The 19,958-nt window shown below is 60.4% G+C and carries 20 protein-coding genes and 1 pseudogene; 7 read left to right on the forward strand and 14 right to left on the reverse strand.

What is annotated here, in order from left to right; genetic code table 11:
• Positions 1 to 8: 8 nt before the first annotated feature.
• Positions 9 to 176 carry a rubredoxin gene (locus KZH41_RS00360; RefSeq protein WP_003213373.1) on the reverse strand — a complete coding sequence of 56 codons (168 nt, stop codon included), beginning with the start codon at positions 174 to 176 and terminating at the stop codon, positions 9 to 11.
• 195 nt (positions 177 to 371) lie between these two features.
• On the opposite strand from KZH41_RS00360, the gene KZH41_RS00365 reads away from it, so the two are divergent.
• Together KZH41_RS00365 and ubiA are read left to right on the forward strand one after the other, a co-directional pair.
• On the forward strand, positions 372 to 935 hold the full coding sequence (locus KZH41_RS00365; protein WP_094948981.1) for a chorismate--pyruvate lyase family protein: 564 nt from the start codon (positions 372 to 374) through the stop codon (positions 933 to 935).
• Positions 935 to 1,825, forward strand: coding sequence for a 4-hydroxybenzoate octaprenyltransferase (gene ubiA / locus KZH41_RS00370; RefSeq protein WP_094948982.1), 891 nt, complete (start codon positions 935 to 937; stop codon positions 1,823 to 1,825). The genes KZH41_RS00365 and ubiA overlap by 1 nt, the downstream gene beginning before the upstream one ends.
• Before the next feature lie 167 nt (positions 1,826 to 1,992).
• Here the strand turns inward: ubiA and KZH41_RS00375 are convergent, their stop codons facing one another.
• On the reverse strand, positions 1,993 to 2,373 hold the full coding sequence (locus KZH41_RS00375; RefSeq protein ID WP_094948983.1) for a hypothetical protein: 381 nt from the start codon (positions 2,371 to 2,373) through the stop codon (positions 1,993 to 1,995).
• Positions 2,374 to 2,527: 154 nt separating this feature from the next.
• Here KZH41_RS00375 and phoB point away from each other — a divergent pair, with 154 nt between their 5' ends.
• The 3 genes from phoB (at position 2,528) to KZH41_RS00390 (ending at position 6,194) form a co-directional block, all read left to right on the forward strand.
• Complete coding sequence (phoB, locus tag KZH41_RS00380) at positions 2,528 to 3,217, forward strand: phosphate regulon transcriptional regulator PhoB (protein WP_003195617.1); 690 nt, start codon at positions 2,528 to 2,530, stop codon at positions 3,215 to 3,217.
• A gap of 81 nt (positions 3,218 to 3,298) precedes the next feature.
• Entirely contained in the window at positions 3,299 to 4,585 is a 1,287-nt protein-coding gene (gene phoR, locus KZH41_RS00385) for a phosphate regulon sensor histidine kinase PhoR (RefSeq protein ID WP_242156154.1), read from the forward strand.
• Positions 4,586 to 4,853: 268 nt separating this feature from the next.
• Complete coding sequence (locus KZH41_RS00390; protein ID WP_083356076.1) at positions 4,854 to 6,194, forward strand: hemolysin family protein; 1,341 nt, start codon at positions 4,854 to 4,856, stop codon at positions 6,192 to 6,194.
• A 3-nt stretch (positions 6,195 to 6,197) separates the two neighbouring features.
• Here the strand turns inward: KZH41_RS00390 and KZH41_RS00395 are convergent, their stop codons facing one another.
• The 10 genes and pseudogenes from KZH41_RS00395 to KZH41_RS00440 all read right to left on the reverse strand — a co-directional run bounded on the left by KZH41_RS00395 (position 6,198) and on the right by KZH41_RS00440 (position 17,089).
• On the reverse strand, positions 6,198 to 6,869 hold the full coding sequence (locus KZH41_RS00395) for a peptidoglycan DD-metalloendopeptidase family protein (RefSeq protein WP_094948985.1): 672 nt from the start codon (positions 6,867 to 6,869) through the stop codon (positions 6,198 to 6,200).
• Positions 6,870 to 6,913: 44 nt separating this feature from the next.
• Positions 6,914 to 7,108 (reverse strand): XRE family transcriptional regulator, encoded by a 195-nt coding sequence (locus KZH41_RS00400; RefSeq protein WP_318654894.1) that lies wholly within the window; start codon positions 7,106 to 7,108, stop codon positions 6,914 to 6,916.
• Between the two features lie 4 nt (positions 7,109 to 7,112).
• A pseudogene (locus KZH41_RS00405) lies at positions 7,113 to 7,364 on the reverse strand (type II toxin-antitoxin system RelE/ParE family toxin); the annotation flags it as partial.
• A gap of 119 nt (positions 7,365 to 7,483) precedes the next feature.
• Positions 7,484 to 8,386, reverse strand: a complete 903-nt coding sequence (locus KZH41_RS00410; protein WP_094948988.1) for a response regulator — start codon at positions 8,384 to 8,386, stop codon at positions 7,484 to 7,486.
• A 167-nt stretch (positions 8,387 to 8,553) separates the two neighbouring features.
• Positions 8,554 to 9,315: a phosphate signaling complex protein PhoU gene (phoU, locus tag KZH41_RS00415; RefSeq protein ID WP_094948989.1), complete on the reverse strand. Its 762-nt coding sequence runs from the start codon at positions 9,313 to 9,315 to the stop codon at positions 8,554 to 8,556.
• A 115-nt stretch (positions 9,316 to 9,430) separates the two neighbouring features.
• Positions 9,431 to 10,264, reverse strand: coding sequence for a phosphate ABC transporter ATP-binding protein PstB (pstB, locus tag KZH41_RS00420; RefSeq protein ID WP_056860879.1), 834 nt, complete (start codon positions 10,262 to 10,264; stop codon positions 9,431 to 9,433).
• Between the two features lie 93 nt (positions 10,265 to 10,357).
• The gene (pstA, locus tag KZH41_RS00425; RefSeq protein ID WP_263274197.1) at positions 10,358 to 12,028 is read right to left on the reverse strand and encodes a phosphate ABC transporter permease PstA; all 1,671 of its coding nucleotides are present in this window, start codon (positions 12,026 to 12,028) and stop codon (positions 10,358 to 10,360) included.
• Positions 12,029 to 12,043: 15 nt separating this feature from the next.
• Positions 12,044 to 14,077 carry an ABC transporter permease subunit gene (locus KZH41_RS00430; RefSeq protein ID WP_176462889.1) on the reverse strand — a complete coding sequence of 678 codons (2,034 nt, stop codon included), beginning with the start codon at positions 14,075 to 14,077 and terminating at the stop codon, positions 12,044 to 12,046.
• Between the two features lie 485 nt (positions 14,078 to 14,562).
• Entirely contained in the window at positions 14,563 to 15,549 is a 987-nt protein-coding gene (locus tag KZH41_RS00435; RefSeq protein ID WP_094948992.1) for a phosphate ABC transporter substrate-binding protein PstS, read from the reverse strand.
• 250 nt (positions 15,550 to 15,799) lie between these two features.
• Positions 15,800 to 17,089 (reverse strand): MFS transporter, encoded by a 1,290-nt coding sequence (locus tag KZH41_RS00440; protein WP_242153523.1) that lies wholly within the window; start codon positions 17,087 to 17,089, stop codon positions 15,800 to 15,802.
• A 456-nt stretch (positions 17,090 to 17,545) separates the two neighbouring features.
• Here KZH41_RS00440 and KZH41_RS00445 point away from each other — a divergent pair, with 456 nt between their 5' ends.
• Together KZH41_RS00445 and KZH41_RS00450 are read left to right on the forward strand one after the other, a co-directional pair.
• Positions 17,546 to 17,950, forward strand: coding sequence for an acyl-CoA thioesterase (locus KZH41_RS00445; protein WP_010566936.1), 405 nt, complete (start codon positions 17,546 to 17,548; stop codon positions 17,948 to 17,950).
• A 57-nt stretch (positions 17,951 to 18,007) separates the two neighbouring features.
• Positions 18,008 to 18,907: a D-hexose-6-phosphate mutarotase gene (locus KZH41_RS00450; RefSeq protein WP_094948994.1), complete on the forward strand. Its 900-nt coding sequence runs from the start codon at positions 18,008 to 18,010 to the stop codon at positions 18,905 to 18,907.
• A 166-nt stretch (positions 18,908 to 19,073) separates the two neighbouring features.
• Here KZH41_RS00450 and KZH41_RS00455 read toward each other — a convergent pair whose 3' ends face one another.
• Positions 19,074 to 19,610: a DUF3299 domain-containing protein gene (locus tag KZH41_RS00455; RefSeq protein ID WP_094948995.1), complete on the reverse strand. Its 537-nt coding sequence runs from the start codon at positions 19,608 to 19,610 to the stop codon at positions 19,074 to 19,076.
• A gap of 77 nt (positions 19,611 to 19,687) precedes the next feature.
• Positions 19,688 to 19,933 (reverse strand): GlsB/YeaQ/YmgE family stress response membrane protein, encoded by a 246-nt coding sequence (locus tag KZH41_RS00460; RefSeq protein ID WP_010168336.1) that lies wholly within the window; start codon positions 19,931 to 19,933, stop codon positions 19,688 to 19,690.
• Positions 19,934 to 19,958 lie beyond the last annotated feature (25 nt).

Consider the following 19,958-nt stretch of genomic DNA (forward strand, 5'->3'; position numbering starts at 1 on the left):
ATCGATGATTAACCGATTTCGATCATTTCGAAATCCATTTTGCCCACGCCGCAGTCCGGGCACAGCCAGTCTTCCGGGACGTCCTGCCACAGGGTGCCCGGAGCGATACCGTCATCCGGCCAGCCGTCTTTTTCGTCGTAGATCAGGCCGCACACTACACATTGCCACTTCTTCATTACTTACTTCCTCAGGGTCCAGGCATCTTGGCCGACGGTCGATAGACCAACGTTGCCGTGCGGCTCAGGGCGTTTTGTACTGATCGGGGCCGGCAGATGCAAGCATGTTCGGCGCAAACGGCCGGTTCAGCACGGCAAAAGCTCAGGACGCCATGGTAAGCTCGCCGCCTCTTTTGCTGCCAATACTGACTCACCGTGCCGCACTCAATCGCCCCGCCCGATGCTTGCCAATGGCTGACCCAGAGCCTTCTGAGCCCATTGCCCGCGCCCTTGGCACTCAATTGGCTGTTCGACGAAGGCTCGCTGACACGCCGGCTCACGTGGCTGTCCAACGACGGTTTCAGCGTGACGCCGTTGTTCGAAGGCTGGCAGCCGTTGCGCGAGGATGAATGCGCAGCGCTGGGCTTGGCCCCTGCTAGCATCGGATGGGTGCGCGAGGTGTATTTGCGCGGGCACGGCCAGCCGTGGGTGTTCGCCCGCAGCGTGGCGGCACGCAGTGCCTTGCAGGGCGACGGCTTGCACATGGACGAGCTGGGCAGCCGTTCGCTGGGCGAGTTGCTGTTCTGCGACCACGCCTTCACCCGCCAGGCCATCGAGGTGTGCCACTACCCAAGGCAATGGCTGCCGCCCGCGGACCAGGCCGACGGCCTGTGGGGGCGCCGCTCGCGCTTTGATCGCGGGCCGCTGAGCGTGCTGGTGGCGGAAATCTTCCTGCCGAGCTTTTGGCATGCACTGCATGACCATCCGGAGAACTGCTGATGTATCAACGTCTGCTCAAGTCCCTGAACCACCTGAACCCCAGGGCCTGGGATTTCATTCAGTTGACCCGCATGGACAAGCCCATCGGCATCTACCTGCTGCTGTGGCCAACACTGTGGGCGCTGTGGATCGCCGGTAAAGGCTCGCCTTCTCTTATCAACATCGTGATTTTCGTCCTGGGCGTGGTGCTGACCCGCGCCGGCGGCTGTGTGATCAATGACTGGGCTGACCGCAAGGTCGACGGCCATGTGAAGCGCACCGAGCAACGCCCGCTGGTCAGCGGCAAGATCAGTTCCAAAGAAGCGCTGGTGTTTTTTGCGGTGCTGATGGGCATCAGCTTCCTGCTGGTGCTGCTGACCAACGCCACGACCATCCTGCTGTCGTTGGGCGGCCTGGCGCTGGCGGCGAGCTACCCGTTCATGAAGCGCTACACCTATTACCCACAAGTGGTGCTGGGCGCGGCGTTTTCGTGGGGCATGCCGATGGCGTTCACCGCCGAGACCGGCCACCTGCCTGCCACGGCATGGCTGCTGTACATCGCCAATTTGTTGTGGACGGTGGGCTATGACACTTATTACGCGATGACGGACCGCGACGATGACCTGAAGATCGGCGTGAAGTCCACGGCGATCCTGTTCGGCGATGCCGACCGCGTGATCATTCTTACCCTGCAAGGTTTATCGCTGGTCTGCCTGTTGCTGGCAGGCATGCGGTTCGAGCTCGGCGGCTGGTTCCACCTCGGGTTGCTGGCGGCGGCAGGCTGTTTTGCCTGGGAGTTCTGGTACACCCGGGACAAGGACCGCATGAAATGCTTCAAGGCGTTTTTGCACAACCACTGGGCCGGGTTGGCAATTTTTGTAGGGATTGTGGCGGATTATGGGTTTCGTTGATCCTGTGGCGAGCGGGCTTGCTCGCGAAGACGTCGGCCCAGCAAACATTGATGTTGACTGACCCAGCGCTTTCGCGAGCAAGCCCGCTCCCACAGGGGGTCTGCGCTTAACTGAACGGCATTAGGGCTTGCCCGCTTGCAACGATAAGCTCGCTAGCCGCTAAGCGATCAGGGCTTGGCGACCTTCCAGGCTCCGTCCATTTTGCCGTCGCCGGTCATGTCACCGGCCTTCTTGTCCATAACGAAGGTGTAGAGCGGCTTGCCGCTGTAGGCCCACTGGCTCTTTTCATCGTCACGGGTAATCACGGTCCACTTGCCCATGGGAGTGTCGGTGGATTCAGCCATCAGCGGCGGCCAGTTGGTGGCGCACTTGTCGTTGCACATAGATTTGCCATCGGCGTCCTTGGCAAAGGTGTAGAGCGTCATGCCATTGTGGTCCACCAACATCCCGTCTTTGGTCATCCCTGGCTCAGCCGCAAATACCAGTGTCGGCAGCGTCAACGCGGCCGTTACCAGCAGGGCTTTCCAGGAGAAAGTACTTTGAGTCATCGGAACCTTCCTTTTGTGGTTGTCAGGATTCGGACCCAAAGGGTAGTCCAGAGTGCCAATAATTGCCCAAGCGACTAAATTACTGTCACACGACTGCAATAATTCCGTTATCTAATGCGGCGCAAGACAGTTAAATGACAAGAGGATTTTGAGCATGGTTGGCAGGAGCATTCTGATTGTTGACGACGAAGCGCCCATCCGCGAGATGATCGCCGTTGCGTTGGAAATGGCCGGCTACGACTGCCTGGAGGCGGAGAACTCCCAGCAGGCCCATGCCATTATCGTCGACCGCAAGCCGGACCTGATCCTGCTGGACTGGATGCTGCCCGGCACCTCTGGCATCGAGCTGGCCCGGCGCCTCAAGCGTGACGAGCTGACTGGGGACATCCCGATCATCATGCTCACCGCCAAGGGCGAAGAGGACAACAAGATCCAGGGCCTGGAAGTCGGCGCTGATGACTACATCACCAAGCCTTTTTCCCCACGGGAACTGGTCGCGCGCCTCAAAGCCGTACTGCGCCGTGCCGGACCGACTGATGGCGAAGCGCCGATCGAAGTCGACGGCCTGATTCTGGACCCGATCAGCCACCGTGTGACCATCGACGGCAAACCGGCCGAGATGGGCCCGACCGAATACCGCCTGCTGCAGTTTTTTATGACTCACCAGGAACGCGCCTACACCCGTGGCCAACTGTTGGACCAAGTGTGGGGCGGCAACGTATATGTGGAAGAGCGCACCGTGGATGTGCATATCCGCCGCCTGCGCAAAGCCTTGGGCGATGCCTACGAGAATCTGGTACAAACCGTGCGCGGCACCGGCTACCGCTTTTCCACCAAAGGCTGAGCCAGCCCTCCCTTTCCTTAACAGCTGACAAGGACGCACGTTTAAGTGAACCAGAACTGGCATGGCACCCTGATCCGCCACATGCTGCTGTTGATCACTGGCTGCCTGGTGGTAGGCCTGGTCAGCGGCTATTACGGCTGGAGCCTGGCTGTGGGTATCGGCCTGTACCTGGGCTGGACCCTCAAACAGCTGCTGCGTCTGCATGAATGGCTGCGCCAGCACAAACCCGAAGAAGCACCTCCCGACGGCTACGGCCTGTGGGGCGAGGTGTTCGACAGCATCTACCACCTGCAACGCCGCGACCAACGCGTGCGTGGGCGCCTGCAGGCGGTGATCGACCGGGTGCAGGAATCCACCGCCGCGCTCAAAGACGCGGTGATCATGCTCGACAGCGACGGCAACCTGGAATGGTGGAACCGCGCGGCCGAGACTCTGCTGGGCCTCAAGACGCCCCAGGACAGCGGCCAGCCGGTGACCAACCTGGTGCGCCACCCGCGCTTCAAGGAGTACTTCGAACAGGAGAACTACGAAGAAGCCCTGGAAATCCCCTCGCCCACCAACGACCGCGTGCGCATCCAGCTGTACTTGACCCGCTACGGCAACAATGAGCACCTGATGCTGGTGCGCGACGTGACGCGCATCCACCAGTTGGAACAGATGCGCAAAGACTTCGTCGCCAACGTCTCCCACGAGCTGCGCACGCCGTTGACGGTAATCTGCGGCTATCTGGAGACGCTGCTGGACAACGTCGAGGAGATCAACCCGCGCTGGAGCCGTGCCCTGCAGCAGATGCAGCAGCAAGGCTCGCGCATGCAGACCCTGCTCAACGACCTGCTGTTGCTGGCCAAGCTTGAGGCCACCGATTACCCGTCAGACAACCATCCGGTAGCGGTGCAAAGCCTGTTGCAGACCATCAAGAACGACGCCCAGGCGCTTTCCGGCGAGCGCGGGCAGCAGATCACCCTGGAAGCCGACCCGCTGGTGCTGCTCAAAGGCAGCGAGGGCGAGTTGCGCAGCGCGTTTTCTAACCTGGTGTTCAACGCCGTGAAGTACACCCAGGACAAGGGCAATATCCGCATCCGTTGGTGGGCTGACCAGCACGGCGCACACCTGAGCGTGCAGGACTCCGGCATCGGTATCGACGCCAAGCACCTGCCGCGCCTGACCGAGCGCTTCTACCGCGTCGATTCCAGCCGCAACTCCAACACCGGCGGCACCGGGCTCGGCCTGGCCATCGTCAAACACGTGCTGCTGCGCCACCGTGCGCGCCTGGAAATCAGCAGCGTGCTGGGGCAGGGCAGCACGTTTACCTGCCACTTCCCACCCGCGCAGGTGACGCGTTCGCGGGTGATCGGCACAGATGAATAGCCTGAGAACGACACTGGACTAAGTGTGGGAGCTGGCTTGCCTGCGATGGCGGTGGGTCAGCTGAAAATACGCCGACTGACAGTCCGCTATCGCAGGCAAGCCTGCTCCCACATTGGATTTGTATCGTTTCCAGGAATGCATTGCAGGTCCCGCCCGGCAGCGGGCACTAGGCAAGCGCCCCATCAGCCGCTACATTGGCCGACTTGCGCCTGCCTTTCAGGCCTGTCTGTCACCCTTATTGAACACACGGAACCTGCAAAACCCCATCATGGACCCTTCCCCTGGCATCACCCTCGCTACACTCTTCGCCGACTTCGGCATGATTCTTTTTGCACTGATCCTGGTACTGCTCAACGGTTTCTTCGTTGCGGCGGAATTCGCTATGGTCAAACTGCGCGCCACCCGGGTCGAAGCCATCGCCCACAAGAACGGCTGGCGCGGGCAGATCCTGCGCACCGTGCACAGCCAGCTCGACGCTTACCTGTCAGCCTGCCAGCTGGGTATCACCCTCGCCTCCCTGGGCCTGGGTTGGGTCGGTGAGCCGGCTTTTGCGCACATCCTCGAGCCGATGCTGGGCGCCGTAGGCGTCGAGTCGCCGGAAGTGATCAAGGGCGTGTCGTTTTTTGCCGCCTTCTTCGTGATTTCCTACCTGCACATCGTGGTCGGTGAGTTGGCGCCTAAATCCTGGGCCATCCGCAAACCTGAGCTGCTGTCGCTGTGGACCGCAGTGCCGCTGTACCTGTTCTACTGGGCGATGTACCCGGCGATCTACCTGCTCAACGCCAGTGCCAACGCCATCTTGCGTATCGCCGGCCAAGGCGAACCTGGCCCGCACCATGAGCACCATTACAGCCGCGAAGAACTCAAGCTGATCCTGCACTCCAGCCGTGGCCAGGACCCGAGCGACCAAGGCATGCGTGTACTCGCCTCCGCCGTGGAAATGGGCGAGCTGGAAGTGGTGGACTGGGCCAACTCCCGCGAAGACCTGGTCACCCTGGACTTCAACGCCCCGCTCAAAGAAATCCTGGCGCTGTTCCGCCGCCACAAATTCAGCCGTTACCCGGTGTATGACGCCGTGCGTAACGAGTTTGTCGGCCTGCTGCACATCAAGGATTTGCTGCTGGAACTGGCGGCGCTGGACCACATCCCCGAGTCGTTCAACCTGGCCGAGCTGACCCGCCCGCTGGAACGCGTATCGCGGCATATGCCGTTGTCGCAGCTGCTGGAGCAGTTCCGCAAAGGCGGCGCGCACTTTGCCCTGGTGGAGGAAGCTGACGGCAAGATCATCGGCTACCTGACCATGGAAGACGTGCTGGAAGTGTTGGTCGGCGATATCCAGGACGAACACCGCAAGGCTGAGCGCGGCATCCTCGCCTACCAGCCGGGCAAACTGCTGGTGCGTGGCGACACGCCGCTGTTCAAAGTGGAACGCCTGCTGGGCGTCGACCTGGACCACATCGAAGCCGAAACCCTGGCCGGGCTGATCTACGACACCCTGAAGCGGGTGCCTGAAGAGGAAGAAGTGCTGGAAGTTGAAGGCTTACGGATCATCATCAAGAAGATGAAAGGCCCGAAGATCGTGTTGGCCAAAGTGCTGTTGCTGGATTGACCCTCAATTGCCCAACGCAAAGTTGGGCAATGTGCCAACCGGCTGGTTGAACTCGTAAGGGATCGATACCAGCCCGGCCTCGGTACTGCGCTGCACCACAAAATGCAGATGCGGCCCGCTGCTGTTGCCGGTATTGCCCGACAACGCCAGCGAGCTGCCCACCGCGACACGCTGCCCTGGCGTGACACTCACCGAACCTCGCTTGAGATGCAGGTACACGCCCTCACTGCCGTCATCGTGGCGCACCCGCACGAAATTCCCTGACGCGTCACCGCCGCGTCCTGCCTGGCTATTCTCGATCTTCACCACCATCCCGCTACGCGCCGCAATGATCGGCGTGCCTTCGGGCATGGCGATGTCCATGGCGAAGCGGCTCTTGGCGTCGGTGTGGCTGAAGCTGCCGTTGGGGCCTTGGGTCAAGCGAAACGGGCCTCCGCGCCAGGGCAAAGGATAGCGATAGGCTTGCTGGGGATAACTCGATTTTGGCACATCCAGCACTGGCCGCCGCACCCGATCGACCCTGCGTTCCTGGATCACAAACGCCTGGGCGCCCGGGGTTTGCCGGTCACTGAAAACCACCACCCCATGAGCATCGGTGGATTTGTAGAAGGTCATGGCCAGGGTCGAGGTGGCGACCGAGGCCAGCCCGCAAAACAGCATTAAGCGCAAAAGCATGGCCTGAACCTTCCGGGATGACTGAACCGCAGGCTTGCAAGGGATCATGACAACTCTAAGTGAGCGTCAGGCGGGCTAATACCGAGCCTTTGCGCCGCATCCTCCTGAGAGAACTCCCAGCGACGGATGGTGTTGCACAGTTCCACCCGTAATTTTGAGCGCAGGCGCATATTGGCGGCTTGCTCAGGAGTATCCCAGACGCAGCTGAAACGTTCGGTGTAGATTTTTGAGTCTGTCATGGGCTTAACCTATGTCCTGCAATCTGGCACGAGCCCGTTCTATATCCCGCCCTTCGGTTTTCTGTGTGGTCTTGCGCAGCGCGTGCAGCACATAGACCGCTTGCGGCCGATTGACCACATAGAACACTCGAAACGCTCCTGAGTCCTCAGTGATCCGAATATCACTGACGCCCCTCCCAATGGTTTTCATCGGCTTGCAATCAAAAGGCTGTTCGCCCTGCTGCAAAAGGTCCAACTGAAAAGTGGCGCTTTGTTTCAAGGCATAGCAAAGACTCGTTAACATTGATGCGTTATCGAGAGGCTCTATCGAAACAGATATAAATCAATCCAGCTAACGGGAATCAGACGGTCGGTCGATTCCCGCAATTGAGGTGATCACGCACCCGGCACAAAGTGCTTCTGCGCCGTGCCACGGGCGATCAGGCGGGAGATGTAATCGAGCTTCTGTGCGTCCTGGTCGATGAACCGGAAGGTCAGTTGCAGCCAGTCGCTGTCGGGCTTGGGCTCGTAGGCGACAATGGCGTGCAGGTAGCCGTTGAGGCGTGCGACTTCGGCGTTGTCGCCTTGCTCAAGGTCCAATACTGCACTTTCCAGTACCTGAGGCAGGACTTCACCGCGACGCACCACCAGCAGCGCTTCCTTGATGCTCAGCGCCTTGATCACGCATTGCTGGGTGCCGCTGGGCAGGCGCAACTGGCCCTGGCCACGACCGCCAGCCGGCGGGGCGGTTGGAGCCGCTTGCACGGACGGGCTGTTGAGCAGGCCTTTGCTTGGCGCCGCCGCTACCGGTGCCGGCTTGACCGCTTCAGGCTTGCCGCCGGTCAGGGCGCTGAGGGAGTCATTGCCGAAGGCCGAGTTCATCTTGGTCGGCGCACTGGCGATCAGCGCGTCGAGGCGGCCGATCTTGTGCAGCGCCTGTTTGACCTTGTTCAGCAACTGTTCGTTGGTGAACGGCTTGCTGACGTAGCCGGAAACCCCGGCCTGAATCGCCTGGACCACGTTTTCCTTGTCGCCACGGCTGGTCACCATCACGAACGGCATGGCTTTGAGATGAGGCTGCTCACGGCACCAGGTCAGCAGTTCAAGGCCGGACATCTCGGGCATTTCCCAGTCGCACAGCACCAGATCGAAGGTCTCGCGCATCAGGATGGTTTGCGCCTTTTTGCCGTTCACCGCGTCTTCAATCTTGATCCCCGGGAAGTAGTTGCGCAGGCACTTCTTCACCAGGTCGCGGATAAACGAGGCGTCATCCACCACCAACACACTGACTTTACTCATCGACCCTTCATCCTATAAAAACTTCGGCACGCAGAACGCCTGACAGGTGGCATTTTGCCAAAACTCGCTGGTCACAGAGGGACTTTATCGCGCCCACTGCGCAAAAAATTCAGATGCCACAAACAAAAACGCCCGACCAAAGGCCGGGCGTTAATTTCTCGGGCAACTTACTTATCGTCAGATTTGCCCGGAACATTAGGAATTTGATCAGCCGTGCCTTCAACTTCGGCCTTCATGCGCTTGAGGCCCATGTGCCGTACGTCGGTGCCGCGCACCAGGTAGATCACCAGTTCCGAGATATTGCGCGCGTGGTCGCCGATACGCTCCAGTGAACGCAGTACCCAGATAATGTTCAAGACCCGCGAGATAGAGCGCGGGTCTTCCATCATGTAGGTGGCCAGCTCGCGTAGTGCGGTCTTGTATTCGCGGTCGATGGTCTTGTCGTACTGAGCCACCGACAACGCCAGTTCGGCGTCGAACCGGGCAAACGCGTCGAGTGCATCGCGCACCATGTTGCGCACCTGGTCGCCGATGTGGCGCACTTCCACGTAACCACGCGGCGCTTCGCCTTCTTCGCACAGTTGGATGGCGCGGCGCGCGATTTTGGTGGCTTCGTCACCGATGCGCTCCAGGTCGATCACCGACTTGGAGATGCTGATGATCAAACGCAGGTCGGACGCCGCCGGCTGACGACGCGCCAGAATGCGCAGGCATTCTTCGTCGATGTTGCGTTCCATCTGGTTGATCTGGTCGTCGATCTCACGCACTTGCTGGGCCAGGCCCGAGTCGGCCTCGATCAGCGCAGTGACGGCGTCGTTGACTTGCTTCTCCACCAGCCCGCCCATCGCCAGGAGGTGGCTGCGCACTTCCTCAAGCTCGGCGTTGAACTGCGCGGAGATGTGATGGGTTAAGCCTTCCTTCGAAATCATGGTTTTGCTCCACAAAAGCTGTATGCCGCAAGCTACAAGCTGCAAGTTGATATGTGTCGTTGCATTGAACTGCTTTTACTTGCCGCTTGAAGCGTGCGGCTCGCAGCTGCTCCAACTAGCCATAACGACCGGTGATGTAGTCTTCGGTCTGCTTCTTCGCCGGATTGGTGAACAGGGTATCGGTGTCGCCGAACTCCACCAGTTTGCCCATGTACATGAACGCGGTGTAGTCGGAAACCCGCGCCGCCTGTTGCATGTTGTGGGTCACGATGACAATGGTGAACTTGGACTTGAGCTCGTAGATCAGCTCTTCGACTTTCAGCGTCGAGATCGGGTCGAGTGCCGAGCACGGTTCGTCGAGCAGCAGCACTTCCGGCTCCACGGCGATGGTACGGGCGATCACCAGACGCTGCTGCTGGCCGCCGGACAGGCCGAGTGCCGATTCATGCAGGCGGTCTTTGACCTCGTCCCACAGTGCGGCGCCTTTCAAGGCCCACTCAACCGCTTCGTCGAGGATGCGTTTTTTGTTGATGCCCTGGATGCGCAGGCCGTACACCACGTTTTCGTAGATGGTCTTGGGGAACGGGTTGGGCTTCTGGAACACCATGCCCACGCGACGACGCAGCTCGGCAACGTCTTCGCCTTTGCGATAGATGTTGGTGCCGTAGAGGTTGATCGCGCCTTCTACGCGGCAACCGTCGACCAGGTCGTTCATGCGGTTGAAGGTACGCAGCAGCGTCGACTTACCGCAGCCGGACGGACCAATGAAGGCGGTCACGCGCTGTTTCGGGATGTTCATGCTGACGTCGAACAGCGCCTGCTTTTCACCGTAGTACAGGCTCAGGCCTGGCACTTCGATGGCCACGGTTTCCTGGGCCAGGCTCAGGCTCTGCTTGTCGCGACCCAGGGCCGACATGTTGATGCCGTGGGTGTGGGTTTCGTGTTGCATGGTCTCACTCCGTTCGTAGCTGCCAGCTTCTAGCTGCAAGCTGCAAGATTTGAGCAAAAGCGGCTTGTAGCTTGCCGCTTGTGGCTAATAGCTTTAGCTGTCCAGCGCTTTGTATTTTTCGCGCAGGTGGTTACGGATCCACACCGCCGACAAGTTGAGCGTGGCAATCACCAGCACCAACAGCAAGGCTGTGGCGTACACCAGCGGTCGTGCGGCTTCGACGTTGGGGCTCTGGAAGCCGACGTCATAAATATGGAAGCCCAAGTGCATGATCTTCTGGTCCAGGTGCAGGTACGGGTAGTTGCCATCCAACGGCAGCGACGGCGCCAGTTTCACTACACCTACCAGCATCAGCGGCGCCACTTCACCGGCGGCGCGGGCCACGGCGAGGATCATGCCGGTCATCATCGCCGGGCTGGCCATCGGCAGCACGATCTTCCACAGCGTTTCCGCCTTGGTCGCGCCGAGCGCCAGCGAGCCTTCACGCACGGTGCGAGGAATTCGCGCCAACCCTTCTTCGGTCGCCACAATCACCACCGGCACCGCCAGCAGCGCCAGGGTCAGCGAGGCCCACAGCAGGCCCGGCGTACCGAAGGTCGGTGCCGGCAGGGCTTCGGCGAAGAACAGGCGGTCAACCGAGCCACCCAGTACATACACGAAGAAGCCCAAGCCGAACACGCCGTAAACAATGGCCGGTACGCCCGCCAGGTTGTTCACCGCGATGCGGATAATCCGGGTCAGGGTGTTCTGCTTGGCGTACTCACGCAGGTACACGGCCGCCAGCACGCCGAACGGGGTCACGATCATCGCCATGATCAGGGTCATCATCACGGTGCCGAAAATCGCCGGGAAGATCCCGCCTTCGGTGTTGGCTTCACGTGGGTCGTCGCTGAGGAATTCCCAGACCTTGCTGAAGTAGAAGCCGATCTTGGTCATCGTGCCCATGGCGTTCGGCTGGTAGGCGTGCACCACTTTGCCGATGCCAATTTCGACTTCTTTGCCATTGCCATCGCGAGCCGTCAGGGCGTCACGGTTGAACTGGGCGTGCAAGTCGGCCAGGCGCGCTTCGATGTCCTGGTAACGGGCGTTCAATTCGGCGCGGCCGCTGTCCATATCCGCTTGAGCGGTGGCATCGAGCTTGCCTTCCAGCTCCAGCTTGCGGCCGTGCAGGCGGATGCGTTCCAGCCCGGCGTTGATCGCGCCGATGTCGGTTTTTTCCAAGCTCTTGAGCTCAGCAGCCAACTTGTTCACACGGTCGACACGGGCTTGCAGCTCTGGCCACGCGGCCTCGCCTTCGGCGATGACCTTGCCGTCCTGCTTGACGTTGACCAGGGTGCCGTAGAAGTTGCCCCACTCACGTCGCTCGATCGCCATCAGGTTCGCAGGCTTGGTCTGGTCCTTGAGCCATTCGCCAACAATCCAGGTGAAGTCATTGCCGTTCAGGTCGCGGTTACCGACCTTGATCAGCTCGCGGGTCATGAATTCCGGGCCTTGGTCGGGCACCGGCAGGCCAGCGCTTTTCAGGCGCTCGCGCGGTACTTCTTCCTTCTGCACCACTTCGCCGATGACGATATGGTTTTCCTGGCCCGGCACGTTGTAGTTGGCCTGGATCAGGTCAGCCGGCCAGAAGTGGCCCAAGCCACGCACCGCAATCACGGCCAGCAAACCAATGGTCATGATGACCGTGATGGACACCGCGCCACCGCTGATCCAGACGCCTGGGGCGCCGCTCTTGAACCATCCATTCAGGGAGTTCTGTTTCACAGACTTCTACCTTTCTTAAAGCGACGAGTATTTCTTGCGCAGACGCTGACGAATCAGCTCGGCGAGGGTGTTCATGATGAAGGTGAACAACAGCAGCACCAGCGCCGAGAGGAACAGCACGCGGTAATGGCTACCACCGACTTCCGACTCGGGCATTTCCACCGCGACGTTGGCCGCCAATGTGCGCAGGCCCTCGAACAGGTTCATCTCCATCACCGGGGTGTTACCGGTGGCCATCAGCACGATCATGGTTTCACCCACTGCGCGGCCCATGCCGATCATCAGCGCCGAGAAAATCCCCGGGCTGGCGGTCAGGATGACAACGCGGGTCATGGTCTGCCATGGCGTGGCGCCCAGGGCCAACGAGCCCAGAGTCAGGCCGCGCGGCACGCTGAACACGGCGTCTTCGGCGATGGAGTAGATGTTCGGGATCACCGCAAAGCCCATGGCCAGGCCGACTACCAGGGCGTTGCGCTGGTCGTAGGTGATGCCCAGGTCGTGGGAGATCCACATGCGCATGTCGCCGCCGAAGAACCAGGTTTCCAGGTATGGGCTCATGTACAGCGAGAGCCAGCCCACAAACAGGATCACCGGGATCAGGATTGCGCTTTCCCAGCCATCGGGAACGCGCAGGCGGATCGACTCAGGTAAGCGGCTGAAGACAAAACCGGCCACCAGGATGCCAATCGGCAACAGCATCAGCAGGCTGAAAATCCCCGGCAGATGCCCTTCGACATACGGCGCCAGGAACAGGCCGGCGAAGAAGCCGAGGATCACCGTCGGCATCGCTTCCATCAGTTCGATCACCGGCTTGACCTTGCGGCGCAGGCTCGGGGCCATGAAGTACGCGGTGTAGATCGCGGCGGCAACGGCCAGGGGTGCGGCCAGCAGCATGGCGTAGAACGCGGCCTTCAATGTACCGAAGGTCAGCGGTGCCAGGCTCATCTTGGGTTCGAAGTCGGTGTTGGCGGCGGTCGATTGCCAGACGTACTTAGGCTCGTCGTAGTTTTCGTACCAGACCTTGCTCCACAACGCGCTCCAGGACACTTCCGGGTGCGGGTTGTCCAGCAGCAGCGGTTGCAGCTTGCCGCCGGCTTCGACGATCACGCGGTTGGCGCGTGGCGACAGGCCGAACACACCTTGGCCGTCGACCACCGGGTCCACCAACAGCGTGCGGTGGGCGGTGCTGTGGAACACGCCGAACTTGCCGGACGCGTCGAGGGCGGTGAAGCCTTTACGACGTTCTTCTGCGGTGATTTCCACGATCGGCGTGGTGCCCATCTGGAAGGTGCGGATCTGTTTCAGGTGCTGCTCGCCATCCGGGTCGCGGGCCATGAACCATTGGGCCAGGCCGCCCTTGGAGTTACCGACGATCAGCGAGATACCGCCCACCAGTTGAGTGCTGGCGGTGATTTCGGCATTGCCGTCTTCGAGCAGTTTGTAGCGACCGTTGAGGCTCTTGTCGCGCAGGCTGAATACATCGGCGAGGGCGCGACCGTTGATCACATACAGCCACTGCTGGCGTGGGTCGATGAAGATCGCCTTCACCGGCTCAGTCATTTGCGGCAGCTCGATGCGCTTCTGCTCGCTGGTGACTTCGCCAGTCATCATGTTTTCTTCGCGGCTCAGGGCCAGCACGTTCAGGTGCGAACCGGCGGAGCCTGCCACCACCAGCGAGGAGTCAGTGGCGTTGAGGGCGACGTGTTCCAGCGGGCGGCCGGCATCATCCAGCACGATCGGCGCTTCGCCGTAAGGGTATTCAATTGCCGGCGTAATGGTTTTTTTGCCGTCCGGGTAAGACACCTTATAGGTGTGGCGGAACACCAGGGACTGGCCGTTGGAGAGACCGAGGATCACCAGCGGGCTGCCCGGTTGGTCTTCACCGATGGACGCAACACTGGCGCCTGCCGGCAGCGGCAAGTCGACACGCTTGAGTTCGGCGCCGGTCTCCACATTAAAGAACAGCGCCTGGCCCTTGTCGGAAACCCGCATGGCGACCTGGTTCTGTTCTTCGAGGGAGATCATCAACGGCTTGCCGGCGTCCTGAATCCAGGCAGGCGTCAGCGCGTCTTCCTTGGTCAGCGAGGCACCTTGGAACAAGGGCGCGACGACGTAGGCAAGGAAGAAGAAAATCAGGGTGATGGCACCGAGGACGGCGAGGCCGCCGATCAACACGTACCAACGGGTCAGGCGATCTTTGAGCGCGCGAATGCGGCGCTTGCGTTGCAACTCAGGCGTATTGAAGTCAATGCGCTTGGGGGGAGAAGTCGTCGTCATGGTGGAATTGGCCAGATCATTCATGCGCACACCCTAGCGATCCTGTATGACAGAAAGATGACAATGCAGTGACGCAAGAAATCCGCCGCGTAGCAGAGCTGGCAGCGGACTAAAAAATTAGGGGTGTAGACGGGTAGTCTGGGGGTGGGTATGCCCGCGATGGCGTCAATACGGTTTCAACTCTAAACCGCGTCGCCAGCATCGCGGGCAAGCCCGCTCCCACCGAAAAGCATGCGTCTACACCAGGTATTACAGGCTTAGTTACCTTCTTTCAGACCCAGGTCAGCCAGGGCCTTGGCGGCCACTTTGGCTGGCAGTGGGATGTAGCCGTCTTTGACTACAACTTCCTGGCCCTGTTTGGACAGAACCAGCTTCACGAACTCAGCTTCCAGCGGGGCCAGAGGCTTGTTCGGGGCTTTGTTGACGTACACGTAGAGGAAGCGCGACAGCGGGTATTTGCCGTTCAGGGCGTTTTCTTCGGTGTCTTCGATGAAGTCAGTGCTGCCTTTCTTGGCCAGGGCTACTGTCTTCACGCTAGCGGTTTTGTAGCCAATGCCCGAGTAACCGATGCCGTTCAGCGAGGAGCTGATCGACTGCACAACCGAAGCCGAGCCTGGTTGTTCGTTCACGTTTGGCTTGTAGTCGCCTTTGCACAGGGCTTCTTCTTTGAAGTAGCCGTAGGTGCCGGATACCGAGTTACGACCGAACAGCTGAACTGGCTTGTTGGCCAGGTCGCCGGTCACACCCAGGTCGCCCCAGGTTTTCACGTCGGCTTTAGCACCGCACAGGCGAGTCGAGGAGAAGATCGCGTCGACTTGTTCCATGGTCAGGTGCTGGATCGGGTTGTCCTTGTGCACGAACACGGCCAGGGCATCCACAGCTACCGGGATAGCGGTTGGCTTGTAGCCGTACTTCTGCTCGAAGGCAGCCAGTTCGGTGTCCTTCATCTTGCGGCTCATCGGGCCCAGGTTAGAGGTGCCTTCAGTCAGCGCAGGTGGAGCAGTGGCGGAGCCGGCAGCCTGAATCTGGATGTTGACGTTCGGGTATTCCTTTTTATAGGACTCAGCCCACAGGGTCATCAGGTTAGCCAGAGTGTCGGAACCAACGCTGGACAGGTTGCCCGAGACACCGGTGGTCTTGGTGTAAGCCGGCATTGCCGGGTCAACACCAGCGGCTACCGCGTTAGCGGTCGCAACGCCAGCAGCGACAAAAGTCATTGCCGCCATCAAACGTTTCAGTTTCATGCCTTGCTCCTAGCAGATAGGGATAGTTGGATCGGGGCCAAGTATCGGTAGGCCGTGTGAACACTCTATGTCCGGAATGTGACAATTAGATGAAAGGCCAGTATTCGTGAAAAACCTGGCAGGAAGGATAAAGATCAATAGAGCTGGGGCTTGCGAGGAGGTTGGAGCGTTTGAAGCGGTGTTTCAGAAATACGCTGTAATCTATGACCATTCCTACACCTCTGTGTAGGAATGGTCTTCAAGCTGCGGGTTAGCGTCCGCGCTTCCACAGGTACCCACCCACCAACATCCCCATCACGCACAGCACGGCGACATAGTAAGCAGGGCCCATCGGGCTTTCCTTCATCAGCAGCGACACTGCCAGCGGCGTCAAACCACCAAACACGGCGTAGGCGACGTTGTAGGAAAACGACAACCCGCTGAAACGCACCACCGGCGGGAAGGCTTTCACCATCACGTAAGGCACCACGCCGATCACACCAACAAACAGGCCGGTCAGGGTGTACAGCGGGAAGAGCCAGGTCGGGTGGTCAAGAAGGCTGTGGTACAGCGTCCATGACGTCGCCAATAACAACAGGCAACCGCTGACCAGCACACGGCCCGCGCCAAAGCGGTCGGCCAGGGCGCCGGAGGCGATGCAGCCCAGGCTCAGGGTGACGATGGCCATGCTGTTGGCTTGCAACGCAACGGTGGGGCTGAAGTGGTAGACGGTTTGCAGCACGGTTGGCGTCATCAGGATGACCACGACAACACCGGCCGACAGCAACCAGGTCAGCAGCATCGACAGCACGATGGCGCCACGGTGATCGCGCAATACCGCACGCAACGGCAGTTCGGCAGCCAGGGTCTTGCGTTGCTGCATCTCGGCGAAAATCGGCGTTTCATGCAGCCAGCGGCGCAGGTACACAGAGAGCAGGCCGAACACACCACCCAGCAGGAACGGGATACGCCAGGCGTAATCCGACACCTGCTCCGGGCTGTAAAGCGTGTTGATGGCGGTGGCCACCAGCGAGCCCAGCAGGATGCCCGCGGTCAGGCCGCTGGTCAGGGTGCCGCAGGCGTAGCCGATGTGGCGCGGCGGCACGTGTTCGGAGACGAACACCCAGGCGCCCGGTACTTCACCGCCAATCGCCGCGCCCTGAATGACGCGCATCAACAGCAGCAGGATCGGCGCCCACAGGCCGATCTGCGCGTAGGTCGGCAGCAGGCCCATGATCAGGGTCGGCACGGCCATCATGAAGATGCTCAGGGTGAACATTTTCTTGCGGCCCAGCAGGTCGCCGAAGTGCGCCATGATGATGCCGCCCAGCGGGCGTGCCAGGTAGCCGGCTGCGAAGATGCCGAAGGTCTGCATCATGCGCAGCCATTCAGGCATGTCGGCGGGGAAGAACAGTTTTCCGACCACGGTGGCGAAAAACACGAAGATGATGAAGTCGTAAAACTCCAGCGCCCCGCCCAAAGCAGACAGCGACAGAGTTTTGTAGTCGTTGCGGGTCAGCGGGCGCGACGGTTGCGCGCTGCTTGCGGGCACGGAGGACATGGCAAGGCTTCTCTTATAGTAATCAGAACGGCAAGCCCGGGACTTGCGGCAGGTTTGGCAAGATAGCAAATCGCTTGAAAAAGCACAGCGCCTACCGAATAACAGTTCAGAAGGGCGAAATATTCCCCATTCCTGCGCTTTCACCGCAATCAGAAACACAGTTGCGCGAAAAAGCCGCATAACAGCCGCGATTTGCCGACCAAATGAGTATCGGGAGGTCGTCGCGGCGCCGGCGTCTCGATATACTCGGCCCCTGCAAGCGCAAGACCCGCAGTCTTGAGGGGCTGCTGTGCCAAAACGTCGTTGGTGCCATCCAGCCGATTTGGCAGAGTTTCCCTTTAGTACGCCTTACGAGAAACGCATCGAGCGGTGTATGTTGGTGCTGAAACGTTTTTCCAGAAGACGGCTATCCACTTGAACTACCCATGACGCGTCACGGGTCAGAGGCACCCTCGCATGATCGAACTCGAACAAGAAGATCCAATTCCGCAAGGCGATCTCGCCCTGCAAATCACCGCGCTGCCGCGTGAAACCAACGGTTTTGGCGATATCTTCGGCGGTTGGCTGGTCTCACAGATGGACCTGGCCGGCACGGCCATGGCCAGTAAGGTTGCCGGTGGGCGTGTTGCCACCGTGGCGATAGATCGCATGGCGTTCCTGGTGCCGGTAGCCGTCGGCGCGCAACTGTCCTTCTATACCCAGGCCTTGGAAATCGGCCGCAGCTCGATCCAGATGATGGTCGAAGTGTGGAGCGACGACCCGTTGTCCAGCGAATGGCGCAAGGTCACCGAGGCGGTTTTTGTGTTCGTCGCCATCGACGGCAGCGGCCGTACGCGCTCGGTGCCATCGCGCGCACGTTAAACATCGCCGGGTTTTGACGGTCAATTGCCCCATTGCCTGCCATTTGAGAGCACTGCTATGCCTACGCCCCACGTTGAAACCGTGAAAATCGACGCGCTGGACTGCTGGCGCATCCGCCACAACGGCGCCGAAGTGATGGTGGCCCAACAAGGCGCGCACATCTTCAGTTACCAGCGCCAGGGCGAGCAGCCGCTGATCTGGCCTAACCCTGAGGCCGTGTTCAAACAGGGCAAAGGCATTCGTACCGGCGTGCCGGTGTGCTGGCCGTGGTTTGGCGTGTTCGACCGCAACCCGCAGAGCGTCAAGGCGATGCGCCAGAGCGATCAGCCTGCCGGTGCCCACGGTTTTGTGCGCACGGCACTGTGGGAACTGGCCGGGACCGCGTTTGAAGGCGATGCATTGCGCGTCGACCTGGTACTGCCGGTGCCTGCGGGCGGCTTCCCTGCCTGGCCGCATCAGGTCGACCTGAAGCTGAGCCTGCTGCTGGACGAGCAACTGCATATCCGCCTGACCAGCCACAACCGTGGCACCGACACCGTGACCCTCAGCCAGGCGCTGCACACCTATTTCGCCGTGAGCGATGTGCGCAACGTGCAGGTCGAAGGCCTCGACGGGCGGGCGTATATCGACACCGCCGATGGCTGGAGCCACAAACAGCAATCCGGCCTGCTGCACTTCAGTGCCGAGACCGACCGTATTTACCTGGATACCCCGGCGCAGTTGAGCATTGTCGATAAAGACTGGCAGCGCCGCATCCAGCTGACCAGCCAGGGTTCGAACTCGACGGTGGTCTGGAACCCCTGGACCGAACGTGCCAAGGCTTTTGACGACATGGCCGATGATGGCTGGCAGGGCATGCTGTGCATCGAGACGGCGAATGTGCTGGATGATGTGGTGAGCTTGGCGCCGGGTGAAAGCCATACGCTTGGCGTGAGCATCGCCGGTATCGCCCTGTAAACCCAATCAAAAATGTGAGAGCTGGCTTGTGTGGCAGCCGGCGGTTCGGCGCTTCGACTTGCCCGCGATGCAGGCACCTCGGTGCATCAGTGAGACCGAGGCGATGCTATCGCAGGCAAGCCAGCGCCCACACAAGCCTGCCCCCACATAGAGGGGTGTTGTGGGCTTAGAGATCCGATTCCTTCACCACCCGCACCTTCCCCGCATCCAACGCATACGCCGCATCGGCGAGGTCGTTATTGACCTTCTCCACCTTCAAGGTGCCGGTGACCCACAGCGGCGTGTAGATATCATCCAGCTTCAGCCCCTTGGGATAACGCACCAGCACCAACTGGTTAGGCGGCGGTGGCGGCACGTGGATGCAGGCACCCGGGTACGGCACGAGGAAGAACAGCGTGCTGCGGCCCTTGGCATCGGTTTCCAGCGGCACCGGGTAGCCGCCGATACGGATGTTCTTGCCGTTCATGGCGGCCACGGTTTTGGTCGAATACATCACCGCCGGCAAGCCCTTGCTTTGTTTCAAGCCACCGGTGTCGGTGAACGTGCCTTGGGCTTCGGGCGAGTTGTGGTCGATCTCGGGCATGGCTTCGAGAGCTTTCTGGTCCGACAGCGGCATCAGGTCGAGCCAGTCGGTTTCCGGCAGTTCGCCAGCGTGCGCCAGGCCAGAGCCCAGCAAGAGGAGAGTCAACAGAAGACGGCGCATGGAAAGGCTCGACAAATACAGGTGGCGAGCATTCTAGCCCTCTGCGCCTGCGCAGCGCAGAGGGCTTTGTGGCTAAATTATTTTTTTCGCAGCAGACCGTAGATCACCAGCAGCACGATGGCGCCGATCAGCGCGCCGATGAAGCCTGCACCCTGGCCCGCCTGGTAGATGCCCAGAGCCTGGCCACCGTAAGTGGCGACCAAGGAACCTGCGATACCCAGCAGGATGGTCATGATCCAGCCCATGCTGTCGTCGCCAGGCTTAAGGAAACGCGCGAGCAGACCGACGATCAAGCCGATGAAGATGGTTCCGATGATACCCATGGCATTTCCCTCTGATTGAATGTGA

Origin of the sequence: Pseudomonas sp. YeP6b, assembly GCF_025642995.1 — a bacterium.
Taxonomy (GTDB): domain Bacteria; phylum Pseudomonadota; class Gammaproteobacteria; order Pseudomonadales; family Pseudomonadaceae; genus Aquipseudomonas.